The organism is Actinomyces wuliandei (assembly GCF_004010955.1).
Taxonomy (GTDB): Bacteria; Actinomycetota; Actinomycetes; order Actinomycetales; family Actinomycetaceae; genus Actinomyces; species Actinomyces wuliandei.
Genome location: NZ_CP025227.1, coordinates 394,615 through 415,474 on the forward strand (window position 1 = coordinate 394,615; position 20,860 = coordinate 415,474).

The 20,860-nt window shown below is 68.2% G+C and carries 11 protein-coding genes; 8 read left to right on the forward strand and 3 right to left on the reverse strand.

Going from position 1 to position 20,860, the window contains the following annotated elements; all coding sequences use genetic code 11:
* Positions 1-133 precede the first annotated feature (133 nt).
* The 5 genes from CWS50_RS13345 to CWS50_RS01695 all read left to right on the forward strand — a co-directional run bounded on the left by CWS50_RS13345 (position 134) and on the right by CWS50_RS01695 (position 5,940).
* Positions 134-1,009, forward strand: a complete 876-nt coding sequence (locus CWS50_RS13345) for a hypothetical protein (protein WP_243118405.1) — start codon at positions 134-136, stop codon at positions 1,007-1,009.
* Positions 942-2,528: a glycoside hydrolase domain-containing protein gene (locus CWS50_RS01680; protein ID WP_243118492.1), complete on the forward strand. Its 1,587-nt coding sequence runs from the start codon at positions 942-944 to the stop codon at positions 2,526-2,528. Before CWS50_RS13345 ends, CWS50_RS01680 begins: the two co-directional genes overlap by 68 nt.
* Before the next feature lie 34 nt (positions 2,529-2,562).
* Positions 2,563-3,210 carry a hypothetical protein gene (locus tag CWS50_RS01685; RefSeq protein ID WP_206610449.1) on the forward strand — a complete coding sequence of 216 codons (648 nt, stop codon included), beginning with the start codon at positions 2,563-2,565 and terminating at the stop codon, positions 3,208-3,210.
* A 219-nt stretch (positions 3,211-3,429) separates the two neighbouring features.
* Positions 3,430-4,488 (forward strand): hypothetical protein, encoded by a 1,059-nt coding sequence (locus CWS50_RS01690; RefSeq protein ID WP_127841405.1) that lies wholly within the window; start codon positions 3,430-3,432, stop codon positions 4,486-4,488.
* A 165-nt stretch (positions 4,489-4,653) separates the two neighbouring features.
* Entirely contained in the window at positions 4,654-5,940 is a 1,287-nt protein-coding gene (locus tag CWS50_RS01695) for an adenylosuccinate synthase (RefSeq protein ID WP_127841406.1), read from the forward strand.
* On the opposite strand, the gene CWS50_RS01700 is transcribed toward CWS50_RS01695, so the two are convergent.
* Positions 5,930-7,963, reverse strand: a complete 2,034-nt coding sequence (locus tag CWS50_RS01700; protein WP_127841407.1) for an ABC transporter ATP-binding protein — start codon at positions 7,961-7,963, stop codon at positions 5,930-5,932. The two genes, CWS50_RS01695 and CWS50_RS01700, sit on opposite strands and share 11 nt — an antisense overlap.
* The gene (locus CWS50_RS01705; protein WP_127841408.1) at positions 7,960-9,693 is read right to left on the reverse strand and encodes an ABC transporter ATP-binding protein; all 1,734 of its coding nucleotides are present in this window, start codon (positions 9,691-9,693) and stop codon (positions 7,960-7,962) included. Before CWS50_RS01705 ends, CWS50_RS01700 begins: the two co-directional genes overlap by 4 nt.
* A 961-nt stretch (positions 9,694-10,654) precedes the next feature.
* Between CWS50_RS01705 and CWS50_RS01710 the strand changes: the two genes are divergently transcribed.
* A complete protein-coding gene (locus CWS50_RS01710; protein WP_127841409.1) occupies positions 10,655-12,421 on the forward strand; it encodes a hypothetical protein in 1,767 nt (588 codons plus the stop codon).
* Positions 12,422-12,639: 218 nt separating this feature from the next.
* Here the strand turns inward: CWS50_RS01710 and CWS50_RS01715 are convergent, their stop codons facing one another.
* Positions 12,640-15,216 carry a UvrD-helicase domain-containing protein gene (locus CWS50_RS01715; protein WP_127841410.1) on the reverse strand — a complete coding sequence of 859 codons (2,577 nt, stop codon included), beginning with the start codon at positions 15,214-15,216 and terminating at the stop codon, positions 12,640-12,642.
* A gap of 743 nt (positions 15,217-15,959) precedes the next feature.
* Here CWS50_RS01715 and cas3 point away from each other — a divergent pair.
* On the forward strand, positions 15,960-19,130 hold the full coding sequence (cas3, locus tag CWS50_RS01720; protein WP_127841411.1) for a CRISPR-associated helicase Cas3': 3,171 nt from the start codon (positions 15,960-15,962) through the stop codon (positions 19,128-19,130).
* Positions 19,127-20,791, forward strand: coding sequence for a type I-E CRISPR-associated protein Cse1/CasA (casA, locus tag CWS50_RS01725; protein WP_127841412.1), 1,665 nt, complete (start codon positions 19,127-19,129; stop codon positions 20,789-20,791). The genes cas3 and casA overlap by 4 nt, the downstream gene beginning before the upstream one ends.
* The last annotated feature ends 69 nt before the right edge of the window (positions 20,792-20,860 follow it).

Below are 20,860 nucleotides of genomic sequence, written 5' to 3' on the forward strand. Positions count from 1 at the left end.
AGCCACTGGGCCTGCTCCACCTCTTCCGCCCGGCACACCTTTTTGCTACGGTGAGAGGGCTCACGGTTCCCCGTGGTCGTGAGCCTCCGCGCGTAGGAGCGCGAGTCCCTGTGCGTCCAAGGAGGGGCGAGGCATGTTTGACCCGCAGGTGTTTGGCACCCAGAGGTGGCTGAACGAGACCTACTCCGGGGTCGCCGGGTGGGTGCCCCTGGAGCAGGACGGGCAGACGGGGTGGGCGACGATCTACGGGCTGCGCCGCGCCCTCCAGCACGAGCTGGGTGTGTCCCCGCTGTCGTCCGGCTTCGGCCCGGCGACGACGGCCGCATTCCAGGAGCGGGTGGGCCGGATCGACTCCCAGGCCACCGTGCCTGAGAACATCCTGCGTGTCCTCAGCGGCGCCCTGTGGTGCAAGGGACGTACCGGCGTCATCCTGGACGACCTGGTCACGGTCACCTACGACGCCATGGTCCCCTCCGTGGAGCGGGTGCGTGAGGACCTGGGCCTGGGCGGCGGCAGCTATGTGGACGTCAAACTCATGGCCTCCCTGCTGTCCATGGACGCCTACGACGTGCTGGAGGACTACGGTGGGGTGCCCCAGGTGCGCCAGGTCCAGCAGTGGCTCAACGGAACCTACGTGGACCGCCGGGACTTCGCCCTGGTGCCCTGCGACGGTGTCCACTCCCGCCAGGTGCAGACAGCCCTGCTGATGGCGCTCCAGTTCGAGATGGGGATGGCTGACGGCGAGGCCAACGGCAACTTCGGGGAGGGGCACGCGCTCCGGCCTGAGGGGCTCAGCGCAGGTGAGGAGCGGCAGCACCGACGGGGCGACGCGGTTCGTCCAGCTCTTTCACGCGGCGATGATCCTCAACGGGTACGACGTCTCCCTGGCGTCGTCCTTTGGCACGGGCACGGAGGCTGTGGTCCGGGTGTTCCAGTCCTTCATGGAGATCCCGGAGACGGGTGCGGGCGACTACACCACCTGGTGCAGCCTGCTGGTGTCCAGCGGTGACACCAGCGTGGCCACCAAGGGTTTTGACACCAGCGCCCAGCTGCTGGGTGGCCGGGCGCAGGGAGCGGCCGAGCGCGGCTACACCCACGCGGGCAGGTACACCGTGGGGTCGGGCAAGTACATCACCGGGCCTGAGCTGGACGCGCTGAGGAGCGCGGGCCTGAGGCTGGTGCCGATCCACCAGCGCTGGAACAACGACGTCTCCCACATGACCTACGAGGAGGGGCGCACCCAGGGGCAGGAGGCCCTGGAGCGCGGGCGCGTGCTGGGGCTGCCTGCGGACAGCATCATCTACTTCACCGTGGACTTCGACCCGGTCGGGGACGCCGTCGTGGGGCCGGTCATGGACTTCTTCCGGGGTGTCAACGAGGTGATGGGGGAGGTGGACTCCTACCGGTTCCGGGTGGGGGTCTACGCCACGCGGAACGTGTGCCGCCTGGTCATGGCCCAGGACTACGCGGTGGCCGCCTACGTGCTGGGGATGTCCACCGGGTTCTCCGGGAACATGGGCTTCCCCATGCCGCCGGGGTGGCACTACAACCAGATCGTGGAGGTCAGCGAGGACCTGGGGGGTACGGCCACCCCGGTGGACCACGTGGTGGTGTCCCGGCGGGCGGAGGCCGTTGACCTGACGGGGGTGGTCTCACCGCCGCTGGAGGTGGACGGCGCGGCGACCGAGACCGGCTTCCACGTCCTGTTTGAGTGGTTCGTCCGGGCCGAGGTGGTCTGCGAGCTGGCCCTGACCCCGGCGCGGACCCCGGACCTGACGGACCTGAGACGGTACCTGCCCATGGTGGGCTCCTTCATCCTGGGGTGGCTGCGCAAGCCGGACTACTGGTACACCGCCGCCAGCGGCATGTGGATGGCCTACACCCCTGACACCGACGACGGCGCGGGGCTGGCTGCCGCCAGGATCCTGTGCGAGGGGAGGCTGACCTCCGTCATGGGCTCCAGGCCGGCCGTCACCACGGACGTCGCCCACTGGGCGGCTGCGGCCATGGGGTATGTGACCTGGCCCGGCTCCTCCGATCCCACCACCTACGGGCTGGGGGACCTGGGCGGGTGGATGCTCGACCTCTACCAGCTCTTCGGTCAGTGGCAGACGGGAGGTGGCGGAGAGGACCAGGAGACCTGGATGCGGGCCAGGCTCGCGGTGGAGGGAGTGGAGTCCGGCTTCGGGGTGGCGGACCTGGTGGCTGACGCCGACGCCTGGCTGACGGTAGTGGGCCTGGCCGAGCCCAGCCCGGCACGGACGTCGGACACCTTGCGCACCCAGCTCGCCATGTCGCAGCAGGAGCGTCTGCGGGCCTTCTACTCCGGGCGCTTTGACAGCTCCCCGCAGAACGTGGTCAGCATGTTCTCCGCCATGGTGGACGGGATAGATGTGGGTGGAGTCAACTTTCCTTTGTCTGGCGATCGGCTGAGGGGAGGTGCCGGAGCTAAAACGGCGCCGACCCCGGAGCAGGCTCGAATCTGCGGCGAGCTCTTTGCCCAGGCACTGGAGAGGCTGACGGCGTGAGCACCTTAGTGCACTGGCCTGGAGGGATGGTGGCGTGATGCCTGTGGGGCGGTGGCTGGCGCGGTTCCTGGGGAGGGCGGCCCGTGACCTGCTGGTGGTGGCCTCGCTGGTGGTTCCGACCTGCGCCGTGCTCTGGCTGTGGGGTCACTTTGCTGGGTTCGACTATGTTATGGCTATTCACCCAGTTCCGTTGCGGACCAGCAGGGACGCGTCGCAGTCCTTGTGGACGCCTGGGTGGCTGTGGTGGACTGTCTTCTTTGGTGCTGGTTTTGGTCTGAGCGCGGGGGCGGTGCGTCACCAGGGGCGTGATGCGTGGGCGATTACGGTGGCCTGCTGGTCGCTGCTGTCCGGGGCTGCGCTGATGCACTTTGGCGAGAATCTTCAGTTTGCGCTGCCGGACCATGCTCCGTGCCTGTACGAGGGGTGCTGGCCGCTGTACTGGCAGGCGGTGGTGGTGTCTGCTCCGATGGCTGTGACCCTGGTGGTGGTGATAGTGCTGGGGTGGTGGGCTGAGCGTGTGGGGGTGTGGGTGCGTCGGGTAGTTCCCGCACTGGTGTTCATCACCTTGATGCTTCTGCTGGCCCTGGTGTGGCAGCCGTGGGTGCTGCCCTTCCTCCAGGGTCCCCCGCCCTGGCAGAGCCTGGCGGCAACGACGGGCGCGGTCGTCTGCGGGATGGGGTAGCAGTCGCAGGACCAGGACAGACAGGACGCAGACGGGGCACGACAGGACAGCGAGAGACAGCGCGAGCCAGCACGAGACCGTCAGACAGCGTCAGGCACCGCGAGCCGGTACCAGGCGATAGATATGACAGGTACAGGAGCACGGACTCCGGAGAGACCAGGGAAGAGACCAGAGAGAAGGGGCTCGGAGAAGAGACCCCGGAGATAAGGACCACAGGACATGACGACATCAGACTACTGTGACAGTGTTCTAACCACCCGCACCACCCGGACGGTGGGGCGCCGCAGCGTCCTGATCGCCGTGGCCGTCACCACCGGTACGGCCTGCCTGGGCCTGCTCCAGGCGGCCCCGGCACGGGCGGCGGACCCGGAGGTCACCATTGAGGCGGGCGGCGATCTCGTCGAGGTGGCCACCGCTAACGGTGCGGTCGTGCAGGTGCCGACTGTCCTCGGCGGCCTCCTGAGCGCCGGGTCGGCGCCGCTGCCCGAGGGTACTGAGGTCCGCGTGACCTGGGACCCCCGGCTGTACGAGGCCAACCCCGCTCCGGGCCTCACCGTGGACGGAGAGGCCCTGGAGTGCTCCTACAGCAACGCTCCCTCCGGCACGGCCCCCTCTACGCCCTCCTCAGCTCCTGCCCAGGCCACGGTCGTCCTCGGGGAGGCGCTGCCCCAGGGCCGCTCCTACCTGCTGTGCCTGGGATCCACGAGGAGCCTCACCTACCCGCAGGACACCGTGGAGGCGCCGGAGGGGACCAGCATCACCGTCTCCCTACCAGCGGGCCCGGCCCAGGCGCAGCAGGAGGCGCACGCCTCTGGCACACAGACCACCGAGCTGTGGGGAGCCAGCGTGGGCGCAGGGTGGCAGATGCTGACCTGGGGGGAGGGCTACCACGTGTGGTACCCCGGCAGCGTTACCCTGCGCTCCGCAGGACCCGCCCCGGTCCCTGCGGGCAGCCGCCTCACGGTGCAGGCCGACGCCCAGGTGCTGGCCAGCCTGGTCCTGGGGCAGGGCGCCGACGCCGTTACCGCAGCCGCCGTGGGCGCGGTCCTGTCGGCCACCTACACCACCCCGGAGCTGGCCGAGGGGCAGATGCTCACCCTGCCTGTCACCGTGGAGGCCCGCGACCTCGACGGTCCGCTGGACCACCTTGAGCCGACCGTGGTCACTGTCAGCAGTCCTGAGGCGGCCAGGACCCAGCGCTCCACGGGTCGGGAGTCCGTCAGCCGCGCTGACGACGCCTACGATGAGGCCACCCGCCTGCGCTACGGTGTGGGCTGAGGTGCCAGCTCGGGTAGGTGCCCCACCCCTCGGGTAGGCTGGCCTGCGGCGTGCGCAGCGTAGCCGTACATGGCGCCGTGCTGTCCCGTGCTGTCCGGGCACCGCACGTGTCTGCCCTGTCGCCGCGCCGCACGTCGTCACCGCATCACCACAGCAGGAGAGGCCATGCCAGCCGTTGTCGTCGTCGGGACCCAGTGGGGGGACGAGGGAAAGGGCAAGGCGACTGACCAGCTCGGTCAGGACGTCGACTACGTCGTCAAGTTCAACGGCGGCAACAACGCGGGCCACACGGTGGTCATCGACGGGGAGAGTTTCGCCTTCCACCTCCTGCCGGCCGGCGTCCTCACCCCCGGCGTCACCCCCGTCATCGGCAACGGCGTCGTGGTGGACCTGGAGGTGCTGTTCAGCGAGATCGAGGAGATCACCTCCCGGGGCAAGGACGCCTCCAGCCTGCTCGTCAGTGCCGACGCCCACATCATCCCCTCCTACAACCGGGTCCTGGACCGCACCACCGAGCGTTTCCTGGGGGCGCGCCAGCTGGGCACCACCGGGCGGGGCATCGGCCCCACCTACGCCGACAAGATGAACCGGGTGGGCATCCGCGTCCAGGACCTGTTCGACCCCTCGATCCTGCGCCAGAAGGTCCACTCCGCCCTGGACCAGAAGAACAGCCTGCTGCTCAAGGTCTTCAACCGGGCTGCCATCGACCCCGACGCCGTGGCCGACGAGCTGCTCTCCTACGCCGAGCGCATCCGCCCCATGGTGGTGGACTGCTCCCTGGTGCTCAACCGGGCCCTTGACGAGGGCAGGACGGTCCTGTTCGAGGCCGGCCAGGCCACCATGCTTGACATCGACCACGGAACCTACCCGTTTGTCACCTCCTCCAGCCCCACAGCCGGGGGCGCGTGCACTGGCACCGGTGTGGGCCCCACCCGGATCGACTCCGTGGTGGGCGTGGTCAAGGCCTACACCACCCGTGTGGGCGAGGGGCCCTTCCCCACCGAGCTGCACGACGCCGTGGGCGAGCGCCTGCGCGCCGAGGGCGGTGAGTACGGGGTCACCACGGGCCGCCCGCGCCGCTGCGGCTGGCACGACGCCGTCGTCACCCGCTACGCCGCCCGGGTCAACGGCCTGACCGACCTGGTCATGACCAAGCTCGACGTCCTCACTGGCCATGAGACGATCCCCGTGTGCGTGGCCTATGACATCGACGGCCAGGTCACCACGGAGATGCCGCTGACCCAGACCGGCTTCCACCACGCGGTACCTGTTTACGAGGAGCTGCCCGGGTGGAGTGAGGACATCACCGGGGTGCGTCGCTTTGCCGACCTGCCCGCCGCCGCCCAGGACTACGTGCTGCGCATTGAGGAGCTGGCCGGGTGCCGGGTCTCCGCCATCGGCGTGGGACCGGGGCGGGAGGCCACGATCTCTCGCCACCGCCTCATCGGCTGAGCTGGGCGGCGTGGAGACGCGCGTAGGCGCCCCCACGCCCCAGCAGCTCAGCGTGGCCGCCCTGCTCCACGATGTCGCCGTGCTCCATGACCAGGATCGTGTCGGCGTCACGGATTGTGGACAGGCGGTGGGCGATGATGAAGCTGGTCCGGCCCTGGCGCAGGGCGTTCATGGCCTGCTGGACCAGCAGCTCGGTGCGAGTGTCCACCGAGCTGGTGGCCTCGTCCAGGATGAGGACGGCGGGGTCGGCCACGAAGGCCCGCGCGATCGTCAGCAGCTGGCGCTCCCCGGCGGAGATGTTGGCCGCGTCCTCCTCCAGGACCGTGTCGTAGCCCTGCGGCAGGGCACGGATGATGTGGTCGGCGTAGCAGGCCCGGGCGGCGGCCTCCACCTGCTCGTCGGTGGCGTCGGGGCGGCCGTAGCGGATGTTGTCCCGCACGGTCCCCTCGAACAGCCACGGGTCCTGCAGGACCATGCCGGTACGACGGCGCACCTCCTGGCGTGTCATGGCGGCGGTGTCCTGCCCGTCCAGGAGGATGCGGCCGCCGTCCACCTCGTAGAAGCGCATGAGCAGGTTGACCAGCGTGGTCTTGCCCGCCCCGGTGGGGCCGACGATCGCCACGGTCTGCCCCGGCTCCACCCGCAGGGACAGGTCCCGGATGAGCTCGGTGTCGGGAGAGTAGGAGAAGCGCACGTGCTCCATGACGATGGTGCCGCTTCGGCCCGCCGTGGTGGCGCTGCCAGCGGTCTCAGCTGTCTGGGTGGCGGGGCGGTCAGGGCGCTCCTCCTCGGCGTCGAGCAGGTTGAAGACCCGCTCGGCGGAGGCGGTGCCTGACTGGACGGCCGTGGCCATGCCCCCCAGCTCGCCCAGGGGCTGGGAGAACTGCTGGGAGTACTGGATGAAGGCCTGGACGTCCCCCAGCCGCAGGCTGCCCGAGGCCACCATGAACCCGCCGACCACGGCCACGGCCACGTAGGACAGGTTGGAGATGAACAGCATGAGCGGCATCATGATCCCGGAGAGGAACTGGGCACGCAGGGCGGAGCGGTAGAGCTCCTCGTTCTCCTGGGCGAAGGCCTCGCGCACGGAGTCGGTGCGCCCGTAGACGCGCACCAGGGCGTGGCCGGAGAAGGACTCCTCCACACGCGTGTTGAGGCGCCCGGTGCGGGCCCACTGGCGGGTGAAGGCCTTCTGGGAGCGCGGCCCGATGACGCCGAAGACCGCCCCCATGAGCGGGACCATGATCATGGCCACCAGGGCCAGCCGCCAGGAGATGGACAGCATCATGGCCAGCACGCCCACGACGGTGAGGATCGAGGTCACCGCCCCGGACAGGGACTGCTGGAGGGTGCTGGTGATGTTGTCGACGTCGTTGGTGACCCGGCTGAGCAGCTCCCCGCGCTGGACACGGTCGAAGTGGCTCAGGGGCAGGTGGTGGATCTTGTGCTCCACCTGGGCGCGCAGCCGGTACATGGAGGTGATGGTGATGCGGTTGAGCAGGAAGCCCTGCAGCCACATGAGGAAGGCCGAGCCGACGTAGAGCGCCAGCACCAGCAGCAGGATCTGGCCCAGCCGGGAGAAGTCGATCCCCGCCCCGGGGGTGACGTCCATGGTCTCCACCATGGCGGCCAGGTCGTCCATGCCCCGTTCCCGCAGGGCCGCCACGGCCTGATCGCTGGTGGAGCCTGCGGGCATCATCATGGAGACCACGCCCTCGAAGATGATGTTGGTGGCCTCACCCAGGACCCGGGGGGCGGCCACGGACAGCACGACCGCCACGACGCTGGTGGTCACCACGACCATGAGCGTCCCCTTGTAGGCGGCGAGCAGGCCCAGCATCCGGGTGAAGGAGGGCCAGAACGCCTGGGCACGGCCCGGGGGCGGGCCTGCGGACCAGTCGTCGGAGGAGGCGTGGGCCTGGGCCGCCAGCTCGGCCTCCTGCTCGGTCGCGGGGTCGCGCCCGGCCTCCTGCTTGGCCTCCGGTGCGGTGGAGGGCTCAGCGGTGCTGCGGGGCGTGGTCATGCTGCTGCCTCCTGTCCCAGCTGGGAGGTGACGATCTCACGGTAGATCTCCGAGCTGTCCAGCAGCTCGGCGTGCGTGCCCTGGGCGACCAGGCGCCCGGAGTCCAGGACCAGGATCTGGTCGGCGTCGGTGACGGTGGAGACCCGCTGAGCCACGACGATCTTGGTGACCCCGAGGGTGGCCGGCCCCAGGGCCGCCCTCAGCCGGGCGTCGGTGGCCACGTCCAGGGCAGAGAAGGAGTCGTCGAAGAGAAGGACCGACGGGCGGCGCACCAGGGCCCGGGCGATGGCCAGGCGCTGTCGCTGGCCCCCGGAGACGTTGGTGCCTCCCTGGGCGATCGGGGCCTCCAGGCCGCCCTCCATGTTCTCGACGAAGTCCCTGGCCTGGGCCACCTCCAGGGCGGCCCACAGCTCCTCGTCGGTGGCCTCCTCCCGGCCCAGGCGCAGGTTGGAGGCCACGGTCCCCGCGAAGAGGAAGGCCTTCTGCGGAACCAGGCCCAGCTGGCGCCACAGGGCCTCCGGGTCGGCCTGGCGCACGTCCACCCCGCCGATGAGCACCTGGCCCTGGGAGGCGTCGGCCAGGCGCGTCAGCAGGGACACCACGGTGGACTTGCCCGAGCCGGTGGAGCCGACCACCGCCGTCGTCGTCCCGGGCTGCGTCGTGAAGCTGAGGTCCTCCAGGACGCTCTCCTCGGCGTCGGGGAAGGCGAAGGAGACGCCGCGCATCTCCACCGCACCCGGTGACGGGAAGGAGGTGGCGGCGTCGGGGGCCACCGTCAGGGTGGGGTCGGTGGCCAGGACGTCGCTGATGCGCTCGGCGCACACGGCGGCGCGCGGGATCATGACGCTCATGAAGCCCGCCATCATGATGCCGGTGAGGATCTGCATGAGGTAGGCCATGAAGGCCACCAGGGTGCCCACCTCGACCTGCCCCTGCTCCACCTGGCGGCCGCCGAACCAGATGACCGCGGTGACCGAGACGTCCAGGACCAGCATGACCAGGGGGAACAGGGTGACAAAGAGGCGCCCGACCCGCTCGCCCACCCAGGCGATGTCGTGGTTGGCGGACTCGAAGCGCCGCGTCTCCGCCTCCTCGCGCACGAAGGCCCGGATGACCCGGATACCGGTGAGCTGCTCGCGCAGGACCCGGTTGATGGCGTCCAGGCGCTCCTGGTAGGAGCGGAACAGGGGGATCATCTGGCGCACGATGAGGACGGCGATCACCAGCAGCACCGACACGCTCACCGCGATGATCCACGACAGCGACGGGGCACGGCTGACCGCCATGACGACGCCGCCCACCGCCATGACCGGGGCCGTCACCAGCATGGTGCAGCTCATGAGCACCAGCATCTGCACCTGCTGGACGTCGTTGGTGTTACGGGTGATGAGGGAGCCCGCCCCGAAGGCGGAGACCTCCCGCTCCGAGAAGCTGCTCACCCGCTCGAATATCCTGCCCCGCAGGTCGCGGCCCATGCCCATGGCGGAGCGGGCCGCCAGCCAGGTGGCCGCCACCGAGCAGGCACCCTGCGCCAGGCTGACCCCTAGCATGAGGGTGCCGACACGCCAGATGTAGGCGGTGTCGCCCGTGGCCACACCCCGGTCGATGATGTCGGCGTTGAGGGTAGGCAGGAACAGGGTGGCCATGACCTGGGCGAGCTGGAGCACCAGGACGCCCGCGAGCAGAGGCGTGTAGGGGCGCAGGAAGGTACGTAGGAGTCGAAGAAGCATCAGTGTCCTCGGGTGGTCCGGGGAAGGTCCTCGGACAGGTCCGTGGAGGGCTGGACTGCCTTGGACGTCCCGGGTTGGTCTCGTCCGCTACGGAGCAGCCTATCTGCCTCACGCCGCGTCAGGGCAAGATGAGGGGTGAAGTGGGGGGTGAGGAGTGGGCAGGGGTGAGGAGGTCTGGCTGTGGGCCGCGTCCGGTGAGGCGGGGTGGGGCCGGGAGTGGCCAGGGAGAACGCAGTGACAGGGAGAACGTCGTGAGGGGGAGACTGCCTTGCTGATGAGGGTGGCGTGGACAACGTGGCGGTGCCGCACTCGTTGAGGGCGACGCGTTCCTCATACGCCAGGTGTACCGAATCCTCATAGATCTACTGGCACGTCAGTCACATGTGAAGATTCGGTCGTCTGTGAGGAATCGGTGCCCTCTGCGGCAGGACGGGCGTGGCTGGTGACTGGGTCGGTGGGGCAGACCGGACTGGGACTGCCGGACCAAAAGCGGCCCGTGGCAGTGCTGTGCGCTCGAAGGTGAGCGTGTGTCTGTACCTGGACACTGACGTTACAGGCACGGAGCCTGAGCCGGGAGTGCCTATGATGGATCGGATGGCGCGGGACACCGGAGGGTGCCGTGGCCAGGCGTGCGGGCCAGCGGTGCCAAGGATCGGTCCGCCTGTACGATCCCCTGCTTGCCTTACGCCATTGAAGACCGGGTATGGCCACTAGATCGGCATGCCTACGAGCGGAGAGCTGACCGCTGACCGTGTGTGCTGTTGGGACTGTCCTCGTCTCGCGCCGACAAGATACTGACTCCGGCGTTGTTCACGGCTGGTGGTTGGTGGCTCATGGGTGCCGGCGTGCGGCTCGTGCGCCCCAGACATGTTCATGTCGGACCTTCGTGGCAGTGTGGCTGCGGGTGGGAGCTGCTGGCTCCGCTCACAAACTTGGCCGACTGAGGAGAACCGAGGTAGTCATGAATGAGCATAAAGGCGTGTGTGGTGATGCGGCACGTTTGCCAAAAGAGATGATTGTGGAGGGCGAGGCTACGAAGAGTGGTGCAGGTCAGGATCCTGAGTTGCGGGAGGCCACGCGCAAGAAGGACGCCGAGAGCGGTTCGGGGGCGGGGCAGTTGGGAGGTAAGGGGAGGTTCCTGGCCCGGCTAATGCGGGGGTGCTCTTCCTTGAAGGGCAAGGACGTGTTTGTGCCTCCTGACTTGGGGGTGGACCCGAGTTTGGGAGAAGGTCGAGGGACTGCGGGAAGTCCAAGGGAGAAGCGGAATATACGTTATGAGAGAAAATTGATGTGGGAGCATGGCGGTAACCTCGCTATGTTGACGGTGCCCGGACTGCTGGGTGTTTGTGTGTGGGCGTTGTGGGTAATGGTCGAGTATCGCCTCGACTATTACCCAGAGGTGTTCTTCTCGAGGTTGATGGACATTAGGAGGGCGGGTAGGCAGTGTCTGGTCGCTGCTGAGGTTGTCGGGGCGGAGCGGCTCAATCATTGCCCGTTCGGTATGGATGCCTCGGTGTCCACGGGGATAACGTTGGTCGCGAGCCTTTTTACTGTTGAGTGCGGCGTGGTCGCGGTACTTGGGTTTCGAGTTCGCGCATCTGTCAGGCGGAGCGGCGGTTCTGCTGTGACGATTGGCGACCGCGTCTTGGGGGCACCGGGAGGGGCGCTGCTGTTCTGGTTGGCGATGTACTGCCTGTGGGTTCCCATGCTGGGTGCCTGCCTGTTGTGGACGCCCGACGTTGAGATGTTTTTGGAGCGACCATTACTGGTATTGGTTGAATCGGTGTGGCCAATGTGGGTCGTTGTGGCTGCGTCGATTGTTGTTCCAATATGGTTGTACGGGCATACTGTGGAGTACGTGCTGGAGGACGTTGGGCGTCGGCGCCGCGAAATATGGTGGGACTATGGGCGTACTTATTGCGCGATTCGAAGTAAGGTTGCATCAGATCGGGAGGCTCGAGACGCGGTGCGGAAGTACGGTAAGGCGGCGCGTGTTGGCCGGTGGTTTGTTTTCGGGGCGGCACTGCTTGTCACCTCGCTGCTAGTGTGGGCAGCAGTTCCTCTTCCGATGATTCGAGTTATTGGGCTGCTCTCCTTTCTGGCAATGCTCGATGCTTTCTGCGTGCGCTGTGTGGCCTACGCCTGGAGCTGGGGTAAGGCTGGAGGGGGTGTCATGATTATTGTGGCCCTATTGGTAGGAGGAGTCTTGGTGCTGACGACTACGTATTTATTGCTTTATGCTTTGTCGGCGTCGACCCCGGTGGTTTTCGCGCTCAGGCTGATTCTAGTCGCTGCGCTAGTGTTTGTGTGGTTGGTCGTAGTCATGTTTGGCCTTGAGGACGCAAAGCATCCGCTAACTGTGACTCGTGCTCGCCGGGTGATGCGCCGGAGTGACGAGTTGGTGTGGTTGCGCGACCAAGAGGGGAAGATTGCCGTTCGGGAAAATAATTCAGGGTCGATCGTGGCCGATCTAGGTGCTGGCAACGGCATTGGTTCCGATCGTCTGCGGGAGGGGCGTGACCCGGTTCCGGCGCCGAAGGAGGCTGATCGGGCGCTTGTGGCGGCGGAACGCTCGGGCGGTGGCCGTGAGTCTGCATCTGCGGAGAAGGCGAGCAGTCGCGTCACGGGTCATTGTGGTCACCAGCAGTCTTGCGGTGGGATAATCGCCTTGGCGGGAGTGCTGCTTGTGCTTGGGGCCGGGCAGTTGAAGGCGGCTCGTCGTAGATAGGCGAGCGTGCGTGCCGTGGGCGGGGTGCGAGCACAACTAACGTTCTCGGTTCCTGCTGACACTGTGACCACCCCTGTGACGCGTGCACCGTGATTGTGACGACGAGGTACATCGGCGTCGGCTCTCCACACCCCGATGCGGTGGCGCGACCAGCATGCGGTCTCTCTTGCAGCACGCCGTCGCGAGCACGAGCTGCGGCAGGCCGCGCACGTTGTCGACTATTCCGCCTTACTGATCCCTTCCAGCAACGGACTCGCCTGACCGCTCCAGGAGATGGCGAGCTGGTCGCGGGCGCGGGTGGCGGCCACGTACAGCAGCGAGCGCTCGCGCAGCAGCGCGTCGTCGTGGTCGGCCTGGGAGTACTGCTGGTCCTGGAGCGAGCGGGGGATGGCGTCAGCGGAGACGTCAAACAACAGCACCTTGCGGAACTCCAGCCCCTTGGCGCGGTGCATGGTCATGACCACCGGCATCCCCCGGCCCACCGCCTCACGGTCAACGGGACGCACCTCCACGCCCCGCTGCGCCAGCCCGGTGACCACGTTGTCACGCTGGTAGCGGTCACGCACCAGGACGGCGATGGTTTCCGGCTCCCTGCCACCGGCCTCAGGCGCCCCGCCGTCGCCCTGCACCCCGGTCTCTCCGTCCGGGGACGGCCCGGCCGACCTGCTGTCTTCCGGCCTGCTGTCTTCCGCCCCGCCTCGGTCGGCGTCGCGGTCCTCCTCCAGCCACAGGCGTAGCAGCGTGGCTGCCTCGTCGAGCTCGGCGACGTGGTCGGTGGCGGGCAGCAGCAGCGGTTCGGGTCCGGACCTGGGGGACACATAGTGGTGCTGCTCCGCCTGGCCCTCCAGGTCCTTATACGTCCCCCGCTCCAGGATCTCGAAGGCCAGGGCCAGGTTCTGCCGTGTGGTGCGGTAGTTTCTGGTCAGCCGCCGTGAGCGCCCCCGCACCTGGATGCCGTAGTGGCTGAGCGTGATCTTCTTGCCGTAGATCCGCTGGTGGGAGTCCTCTGCCAGGAACAGGTCATCGGGGCCGAGCTCGACCAGGGCCCGTAGCAGCTGGAGGTGAGCCGGGGCCAGGTCTTGAGCCTCGTCAACCAGCACGTGCTGGTACGGGCGGGGGACGCCTTGGGCCGCCTGGGCGTCCAGCCAGGCGGCGGCCAGCGCCAGCAGCTCGGCGAAGGAGGCCACCTCGAGCTCGGCACTGCGGTCCCGATACTTCTCGATCACGGTCCATACGGCCGCCCGCTTGCGCCGGTCCAGCGCCACACCGCGGCCCGGCCGCCGAATGCGCAGGTACTGCTGGAGCGTGGTCACACGCTGCGGCAGTACCACCAGTTCGTACTCCGAGGCCAGGAAATCCGCCGAGCGCAGGGGCTCGGGCAAGGCTTCCCCCATAAGAGTCAGGATCTCCTGCCACAGGTTCCCCCGGGCCACGGACGGCACGCTGGTGCATCGGCGCCCCAGCACCTCCTGCGCTACTGGTGCGAGGGCCTCGTCGGCCTGTTGGAGGATCGTGTGTGCCATCCGGTCCAGGCCGCTGACCATGACACCGTCCTGTCCCACTCGGTTGGCGAAGGTGGTCCGTGGTGCAAGTTCGGCCACCTGACGGCGCAGGTCGTCAGCCAGGTTGCGTGTGTAAGTGGTCAGGAGGATCCGAGTGTCCTTGCCTGACCGGGCGTCACGGCGAGCGAGATCGACCGTGCGGTGCACGGCGACGACGGTCTTGCCCGTCCCCGCACCACCAGCGATACGCATGGGCCCGTTGGTGCGACGATCCACCAGCGCCCTCTGCTGGGGGTGGAGGAACAGCTGCCACTGGGCGAAGCTCAGCCCCTCCACGGCACGGCGTAGGTCCTCGTCGGTCTCGATCCAGGTGAAGGAGGAGCGGGCCGCGCGCGTGCGCAGGCCCTCAATGAGCTCGAGGTCGGAGGGCTCGGTGGGAACGTGCTCCGGGCGGCGCAGCTCGAAGTCCTCGCGGACGTCATCAATCGTGGAGCCTGTGGCCAGATTAAGGAGAGCCTCCCCCTGCCACGGGATCTCTGCGGTGGCGGTCAGGTCCAGCAGCTGGGACTCGCGGGTGGCGGCAAGAGCTGCGGCGGCGAGCCGCACGTCGATGCCGAGCTCGTCGCGCAGCAACTCCACGGTGAGTCCCTGCGGCCAGGAGGGGGCGGCGTCCCGGGCGGGGGTGGCCAGCGCGCCGGGGAGCGCCTGCGCCACCGGGCCGGGCGGCTGCGCAGCGGGCGCCTCCGTCGCCGGGGCGCCCGCTGCTCCCACCACCGGGGTGGGTGCAGTAGCCGCAGTGTTCTCCTGGTTCTTCTGGTGCGTCCGCGCATTGGCGGCCTGAAGACGGGCGGCCTCGCGCTCGATCTCCTCCTTCTCACGCCTGGCCGCAGCCAGCCTGGCCTGGGCCTCGCGCCGCGCCTGCTCCACCGCCTCGGCGCCCTGAGCGATGGCGTCCTGGATCCGGGTGACCTCAGTGGTCCCGTTGGACGGGTTGACGCGCGCGGTCACGGACTTGGCGATCCTGATCGCCTCATCGTGCGGCCAGATGCCATGGAACACGTAGATGGGCTCCCCGCCGCCGTCGAGCTCGAAGAGCACCGCGCGGTAGAAGCTGGTCACCCGGGCGGTGCGCACACGCTTGTCCCGGGCGCCACGGATCGGCTCCACGTGCAGCCCGGGGCTGGCGGCTGAATTGCCGAGCTTGCTCAGGAACGGGCCCATCTTCGCCTGGAGCGAGGGGTCCTTGTCGGTTGCGTCCTTAGCCTTGGAGCTGGGCCACACGATTGCGGGCATGTCAGTGTCCTTAGTCCTTTCAAGAAAATACTTCATGTCGTGTCAGGGGTGTCGGGGAACCGGGGCCACCTGCGGCGGAGTCGGTGGACAGGCAGGGAACTACTGTGTTCACAACCACGATCCTAAGGAGGGTTGTACGTCCTCGTGGGCGGATGAGACAACGTCACTGATCCGTGACCTACTGGGTGGGCCTGCGTCGCACAGGTCGGGTCGTGCGCTCGTCGGATGCCGTCACATCGCGGAGCACTGGCCGCATTGACAGCCGGGAGCAAGACTGGGTGGCGGATACCTTGCCAGCCACCCAGCCGAGTGACGCCCAGGAGCACGGCGTACGGAGTCGACTGTGCCGTCATGACAGGTGCCGTCGCGAGATGGTGCTCTGCGGTTCTTGCCGACGCCTGGTGCCTTGTTGCGGCAGAGATGGTCGGTGCCGCTGCCAGAGGGTGGGTTTGGGTGACCCTGTAGCGGATGGCCTGGCGCACGTGTGGCCGGTGGTTCCGCTGAACCGCGCCTGTCGGCGTCGTCCGGGCAACAGTTAAGTAACGAGTTTTTGTTTGGTCCCGCCAGGGAGCGGGGGTGCGTAGGCTGACGCTGTCGAAGTGAGGCTGGTTACGTGACGTGGTGTCTCGTGTCTGGGGTGAGCGACGGAGCATCTCAGCGTAGGCGCACGCACGACCTGGTCATCACCTCTTGTAGGCAGGTCTTGCCCCTGTGTGTCTTGACGGCGGAAGTAAGGAGTTCCGATGGCTCGGGACGTTCTGAGCGCCTCGGCCCGCTCTGTGTGGGCGAAGTCCGGCTACAGCCCGGAGAAGAGGCAGTGGATGCCCCTATGGCTACACCTGCTGGACACTGCTGCGGTGGCGGGTCACCTGGCGCGAGCCTGGGTGGCGCCCACAGTCAGCGGCCTCATTGAGAAGGAGCTAGGGGAGGAGGCTGAGGCGGCGGGCGCCGGGAACTGCGTTCCCTCCTTGATTGTACAGGCTCCCTCGTCCCCGGCACTCCTGCCTCCTACCGAGGAGTTCTGTCTTCTGGCGGCCTGGCTCGCCGGGGTGCATGACATCGGCAAGTGCACCCCGGCGTTCAGCGTCCAGGTGCCCGGGCTCGATGACCGTATGCGCGAGGCCGGGCTGGCGCACGAGCCGATTGATCCCAAAGAGCGTCGCGTGATGCCCCATGCCTTGGCCGGGCAGGTTGCCCTGGAAGCGTGGCTGAAACAGCGTGGCTGGAAGCTAGGTCCCAGTCGTGCCCTGGCTTCCGTGGTTGGTGCCCATCACGGCATCCCTCCAACGACCGGCAGTCTCAACACGGCCAAGAATGCTGGCCGTGCGCACCTTCTGGGCGGCCCGGAATGGCATCAGACACGTGGTGAGTTCATCGACCTGGTGACCGAGCGCACCGGGGTGGCCCCGTTGCTGGAGCGGTGGTCCCAGCGAGCTTGGTCCCAGCCTTTCCTCGTCGAGCTCTCCGGCCTGGTGGTCGTGGCCGACTGGATCGCCTCCTGCGGCGACTACTTTCCCCTGCTTGGTCTGGACGAGGAGGGGCTGAACCACCTACCTGCCCAGGCCCACGCCGAGCGCGCCCGGCGTGGGATCGCCAGGCTGGAGATTCCCACACCCTGGCGGCCTCGAGACCAGGGGGAGGACGCGGACGCCCTGCTGACCTCCCGCTTCAGCCTCCCTGCGGGGACGCGCGCCACCGACGTCCAGGCGCGCACTGTAGAGGCCGCCCGCACCATGGGGCTGCCCGGCCTGCTCGTGGTGGAGGAGTCCACCGGCGGCGGCAAGACGGAGGCGGCCATGATGGCTGCCGAGATCCTCGCCGCCAGGACCGGGCGCTCCGGGGTCCTGTTCGCCCTGCCCACCCAGGCGACCACCGACGCCATGTTCTCCCGGGAGCTCGACTGGCTGGAGAGGATCGAGGACGCCTACGCGGAGCGCGGCGCACCCTCCCAGTTCGCCGTCAGCCTTCGCCACGGACGCGACCGGCTCAACCGGGAGGCGGGCCGCCTGCGGCGCCGGGGGTGGGAGATCCACGACCGGCTCCTGGGTGGGCTTGGTGGTGACGAGCTGGAAGACCGCGTGCCAGGAGATGCCGCACCGGGGTGCTCCGCCTCAGAAGGCCTCGCGCCAGCCAGGGGACAGGCGGAGGAGGATCGGGTGGCGGCTGCGCCGCGCCCGGCAGACGTGGGCCGTGACGAGGACGCCGTCTGGACGCGGGCCGCCAGCCTCCAGGGTGCCCATGACGCGGGCCATTCCCAGGGTGCCCGCGACGCTGACGCTGGCCGCCGTCAGGCTGATCTGGCGATCCTGTCCTGGTTCAGCGGCCGCAAGAAGTCCATGCTCTCTGACTTCGTCGTCACCACCGTGGACCACCTGCTGTTCGGGGCGATGCGCTCCCCGCACCTCATGTTGAGGCACCTGGGGCTGAGCCGCAAGGTGGTCGTCGTTGACGAGGTCCACTCCTACTCCACCTACATGAACGTCTACCTGGACCGTGTGCTGACCTGGCTGGCCGCATACGGGGTGCCGGTGGTGCTGCTGTCCGCCACGCTCTCCCAGGTCCGCTGCACCGCAATGGTGGAGGCCTACCGCCGGGGCCTGGGGCTGACCGCCGACAGTGGAGCGGTGACGGGTCTGCCTCCCAGGGGTGTCCCTCAGGTGATCACGACACCTTTCCCCTGCCTGGTAGCGGCCAGTGCTCACGGTACCCACGTGGTGGCGACCTCGGCCTCCGGGCGGAGAAGCGCAGTGCGGCTGAGGCGGCTGGGCCGTGAGCCGGGCCTGGCCCGTCTCCTCCAGGACTCGCTGGCCCAGGGCGGCTGCGCCCTGGTGGTGCGCAACACGGTGCGCCGGGCCCAGGAGACCTACGAGGAGTTGCGGGAGGTCCTCGGTGAGGAGGTGACCCTCAATCACGCGCGCTTCACGATCGCTGACCGGCTGGCCAAGGACGCTGACCTGCTGCACCGCTTCGGCCCGCCGCGCCGCCACCCCGAGCGCCCCCACCGGGCGGTCGTCGTGGCCACGCAGGTGGTGGAGCAGTCCCTGGACGTCGACTTCGACCTCCTGGTCACCGACCTGGCCCCGGTGGACCTGGTGCTCCAGCGGATGGGACGCCTGCACCGCCACGAGCGTGCCCGCCCCGGCCCGCTGGGCGAGCCAGTGTGCTACCTCGACTGGCTGCCCTTCCTGCGTGATCCGGAGCCCACCGTGGAGCCCGGGGCCAAGGCTGTCTACGGGGAGCGGGACATGCTGCTGACGGCTGCTGCCCTGGGACGCGTCCTGGAGGGCGGGGGGAGAGTCAACGTGCCCGACGACGTCCACGGCCTTATTGAGGCGGTCTACGGGCCTGAGCCCACACCTCCGCCTGCCTGGGAAGAGACGCTGCGCAACGCTCAGGACAAGGACGAGAGGACGGATGAGGAGAAGCACCGGGCAGCCCAGGGGTTCCTTCTTGATGAGCCGTGCGGCAAGGGGTGGCGCACCTCCTTGGTGGGCTGGCTGGACACGGTGGCCAGCGACTCCGAGGAGGGGCGTGCCCAGGTGCGCGACGGCGAGGACTCCCTGGAGGTGATCCTCCTGGACTTGCACCGCGTGGGTGGCCAGGAGGAGATCCGTACCCTGCCCACCGCGCCGGTGGCCCCGGGCGCGCTCATCCCTACCGACGACAAGCCTGACAAGAAGACCGTGCGCGCCATGGTCATGTCCACCGTGCGCCTGCCACCGGGCCTGACCCGCCACGGCGTCATCGACCAGGTCATCAGCGAGCTGGAGGATCGTGTCGTACCCGCTTGGCAGGCTAGCCGTGACCTGGCGGGCCAGCTCTTCCTGCCCCTCCGGCAGGGCCGGGCCGAGTTGGCTGGAACCACGCTGGAGTACTCCCCGTCCACCGGGCTCAAGGAGGTCCACCCCACATGACAGACAACTTTAACCTTCTCGACGAGCCATGGATCCGCGTGACCCGGCTGGACGGCACCCCGGAGGAGGTCTCCCTGCTGACCGCCTTCCAGGAGGCCACCAGCATCGGCGGCATCCACGGGGAGATCGCCAGCCAGGACGTGGCGATCCTGCGCCTTCTCCTGGCCATCTGCCACCGCACCATGGGCGGGCCGCCAGACCTGGAAACCTGGGAGGCCTACTGGGAGGATCCGGCGCTCCTGGGCCGCGACGCCACCGCCTACCTGGAGCGCTACCGGGACCGCTTCGACCTGCGCCACCCGGAGCACCCGTTCTTCCAGGTGGCGGGGATTGAAGGAGCCGTGTCCTACCCGGGGAAGATAATTGTTGACGTACCTAAAGACCGCGACCGCGCGTTGTTCACCAACCGTGCCGCCGAAGGTCTCTATGCAATTAGTTGGCGGGAGGCGGCACGTTGGTTGATTCATGCGCATGCGTTCGACCCTGCGGGTCGCCGGAGCGGTGCCCACGGCGACCCGCGTATAGGGGATAATGGGACAACTCCTCCCATTGGTCCTGGCTGGACGGGGCAGATCGGCGTCGTCGTGGTCGAGGGAGCCAACCTGTTGCACACGCTGCTGCTCAACACCGTGGTCCCCAGCGTCGTGGGAGACCTGGGGCAGGTCGACGTCGCCGCCGACCTGCCGCCGTGGGAACGCCAGCCCGACGGAGCGGTGGGATCCCAGGACCGCACGCCGACTGGCCCGGTGGACTGCTACACCTGGCAGACCCGCAGGCTCCTCCTGCACGGGGACGGCTCCGGGGTGACCGGCCTGTTCCTGGGCAACGGCGACAAGGTCACGCCCCAGAACCGCTACGGTGTAGAGCCCATGACCGCCTGGCGCTACTCTGAGCCTCAGACCAAGAAGTTCAAGGCCACGGTCTTCATGCCGCGCAAGCTGCCCACTGACCGCGCCTTCTGGCGAGGGTTGTCCACTCTGGTCGCCCAGCTGAGCCCCCAAGACAAGGTCCAGCGCGGGGGAAAGATCTCCCGGTACCGACCACCGGGTGTCCTAACTTTCTATCAGGAGTTGATAGCCGAGGAAGTCGTCCCAACCCAAGGGCTTGTACCACTCCACGCCATAGGCATTAAATATGGAACTAATGATGCTGTTGTCTCCCAACTTGTCGATGACGTGCTCCGCCTACCTGTCAGGCTGCTGGAGTCGGGTAACGAGCGCTTAGTGGCGGTGGTCGGCGATGCCATGGAGGAGGCCGAACAGATTGCTGGCGCACTGCGAAACCTGGGAGGCAACCTGGCTAGGGCGCAGGGCGCCAAACGGACAAGAGATAACAAGGACCCGGTAGACGCGGCCCAAGAGAAGGCGGGGGCCGCCTTCTATCTCGCCATTGACGAGGAGTTCCCCCGGTGGCTGGCCTCGCTGGAGACCACCGAGCCCCAGGCGGGCAGGGAGCAGTGGCGCCGCCTTCTTCTGCACCAGGCCCGGGCCCAGGGGGAGGAGATGGCTGAGGCGGCCCCGGCCACGGCCATTGCCGGGCGGGACGAGGGCGGCAGCCACATTGACGTGGGCCTGGCCTTCATGTGGTTCTTCCAGGCCCTGCGCCGGGTCATCCCCCCTGACGCTGTGACCGCTGCCACGCAGCCCGCCGACGGGGCCTGAGGGCAGGCGGGTGAGGCCGGGCGGCTGGCGGGAGGCAGGTCGGGCGGTCGGAAGCACGTCCGAGCCGCC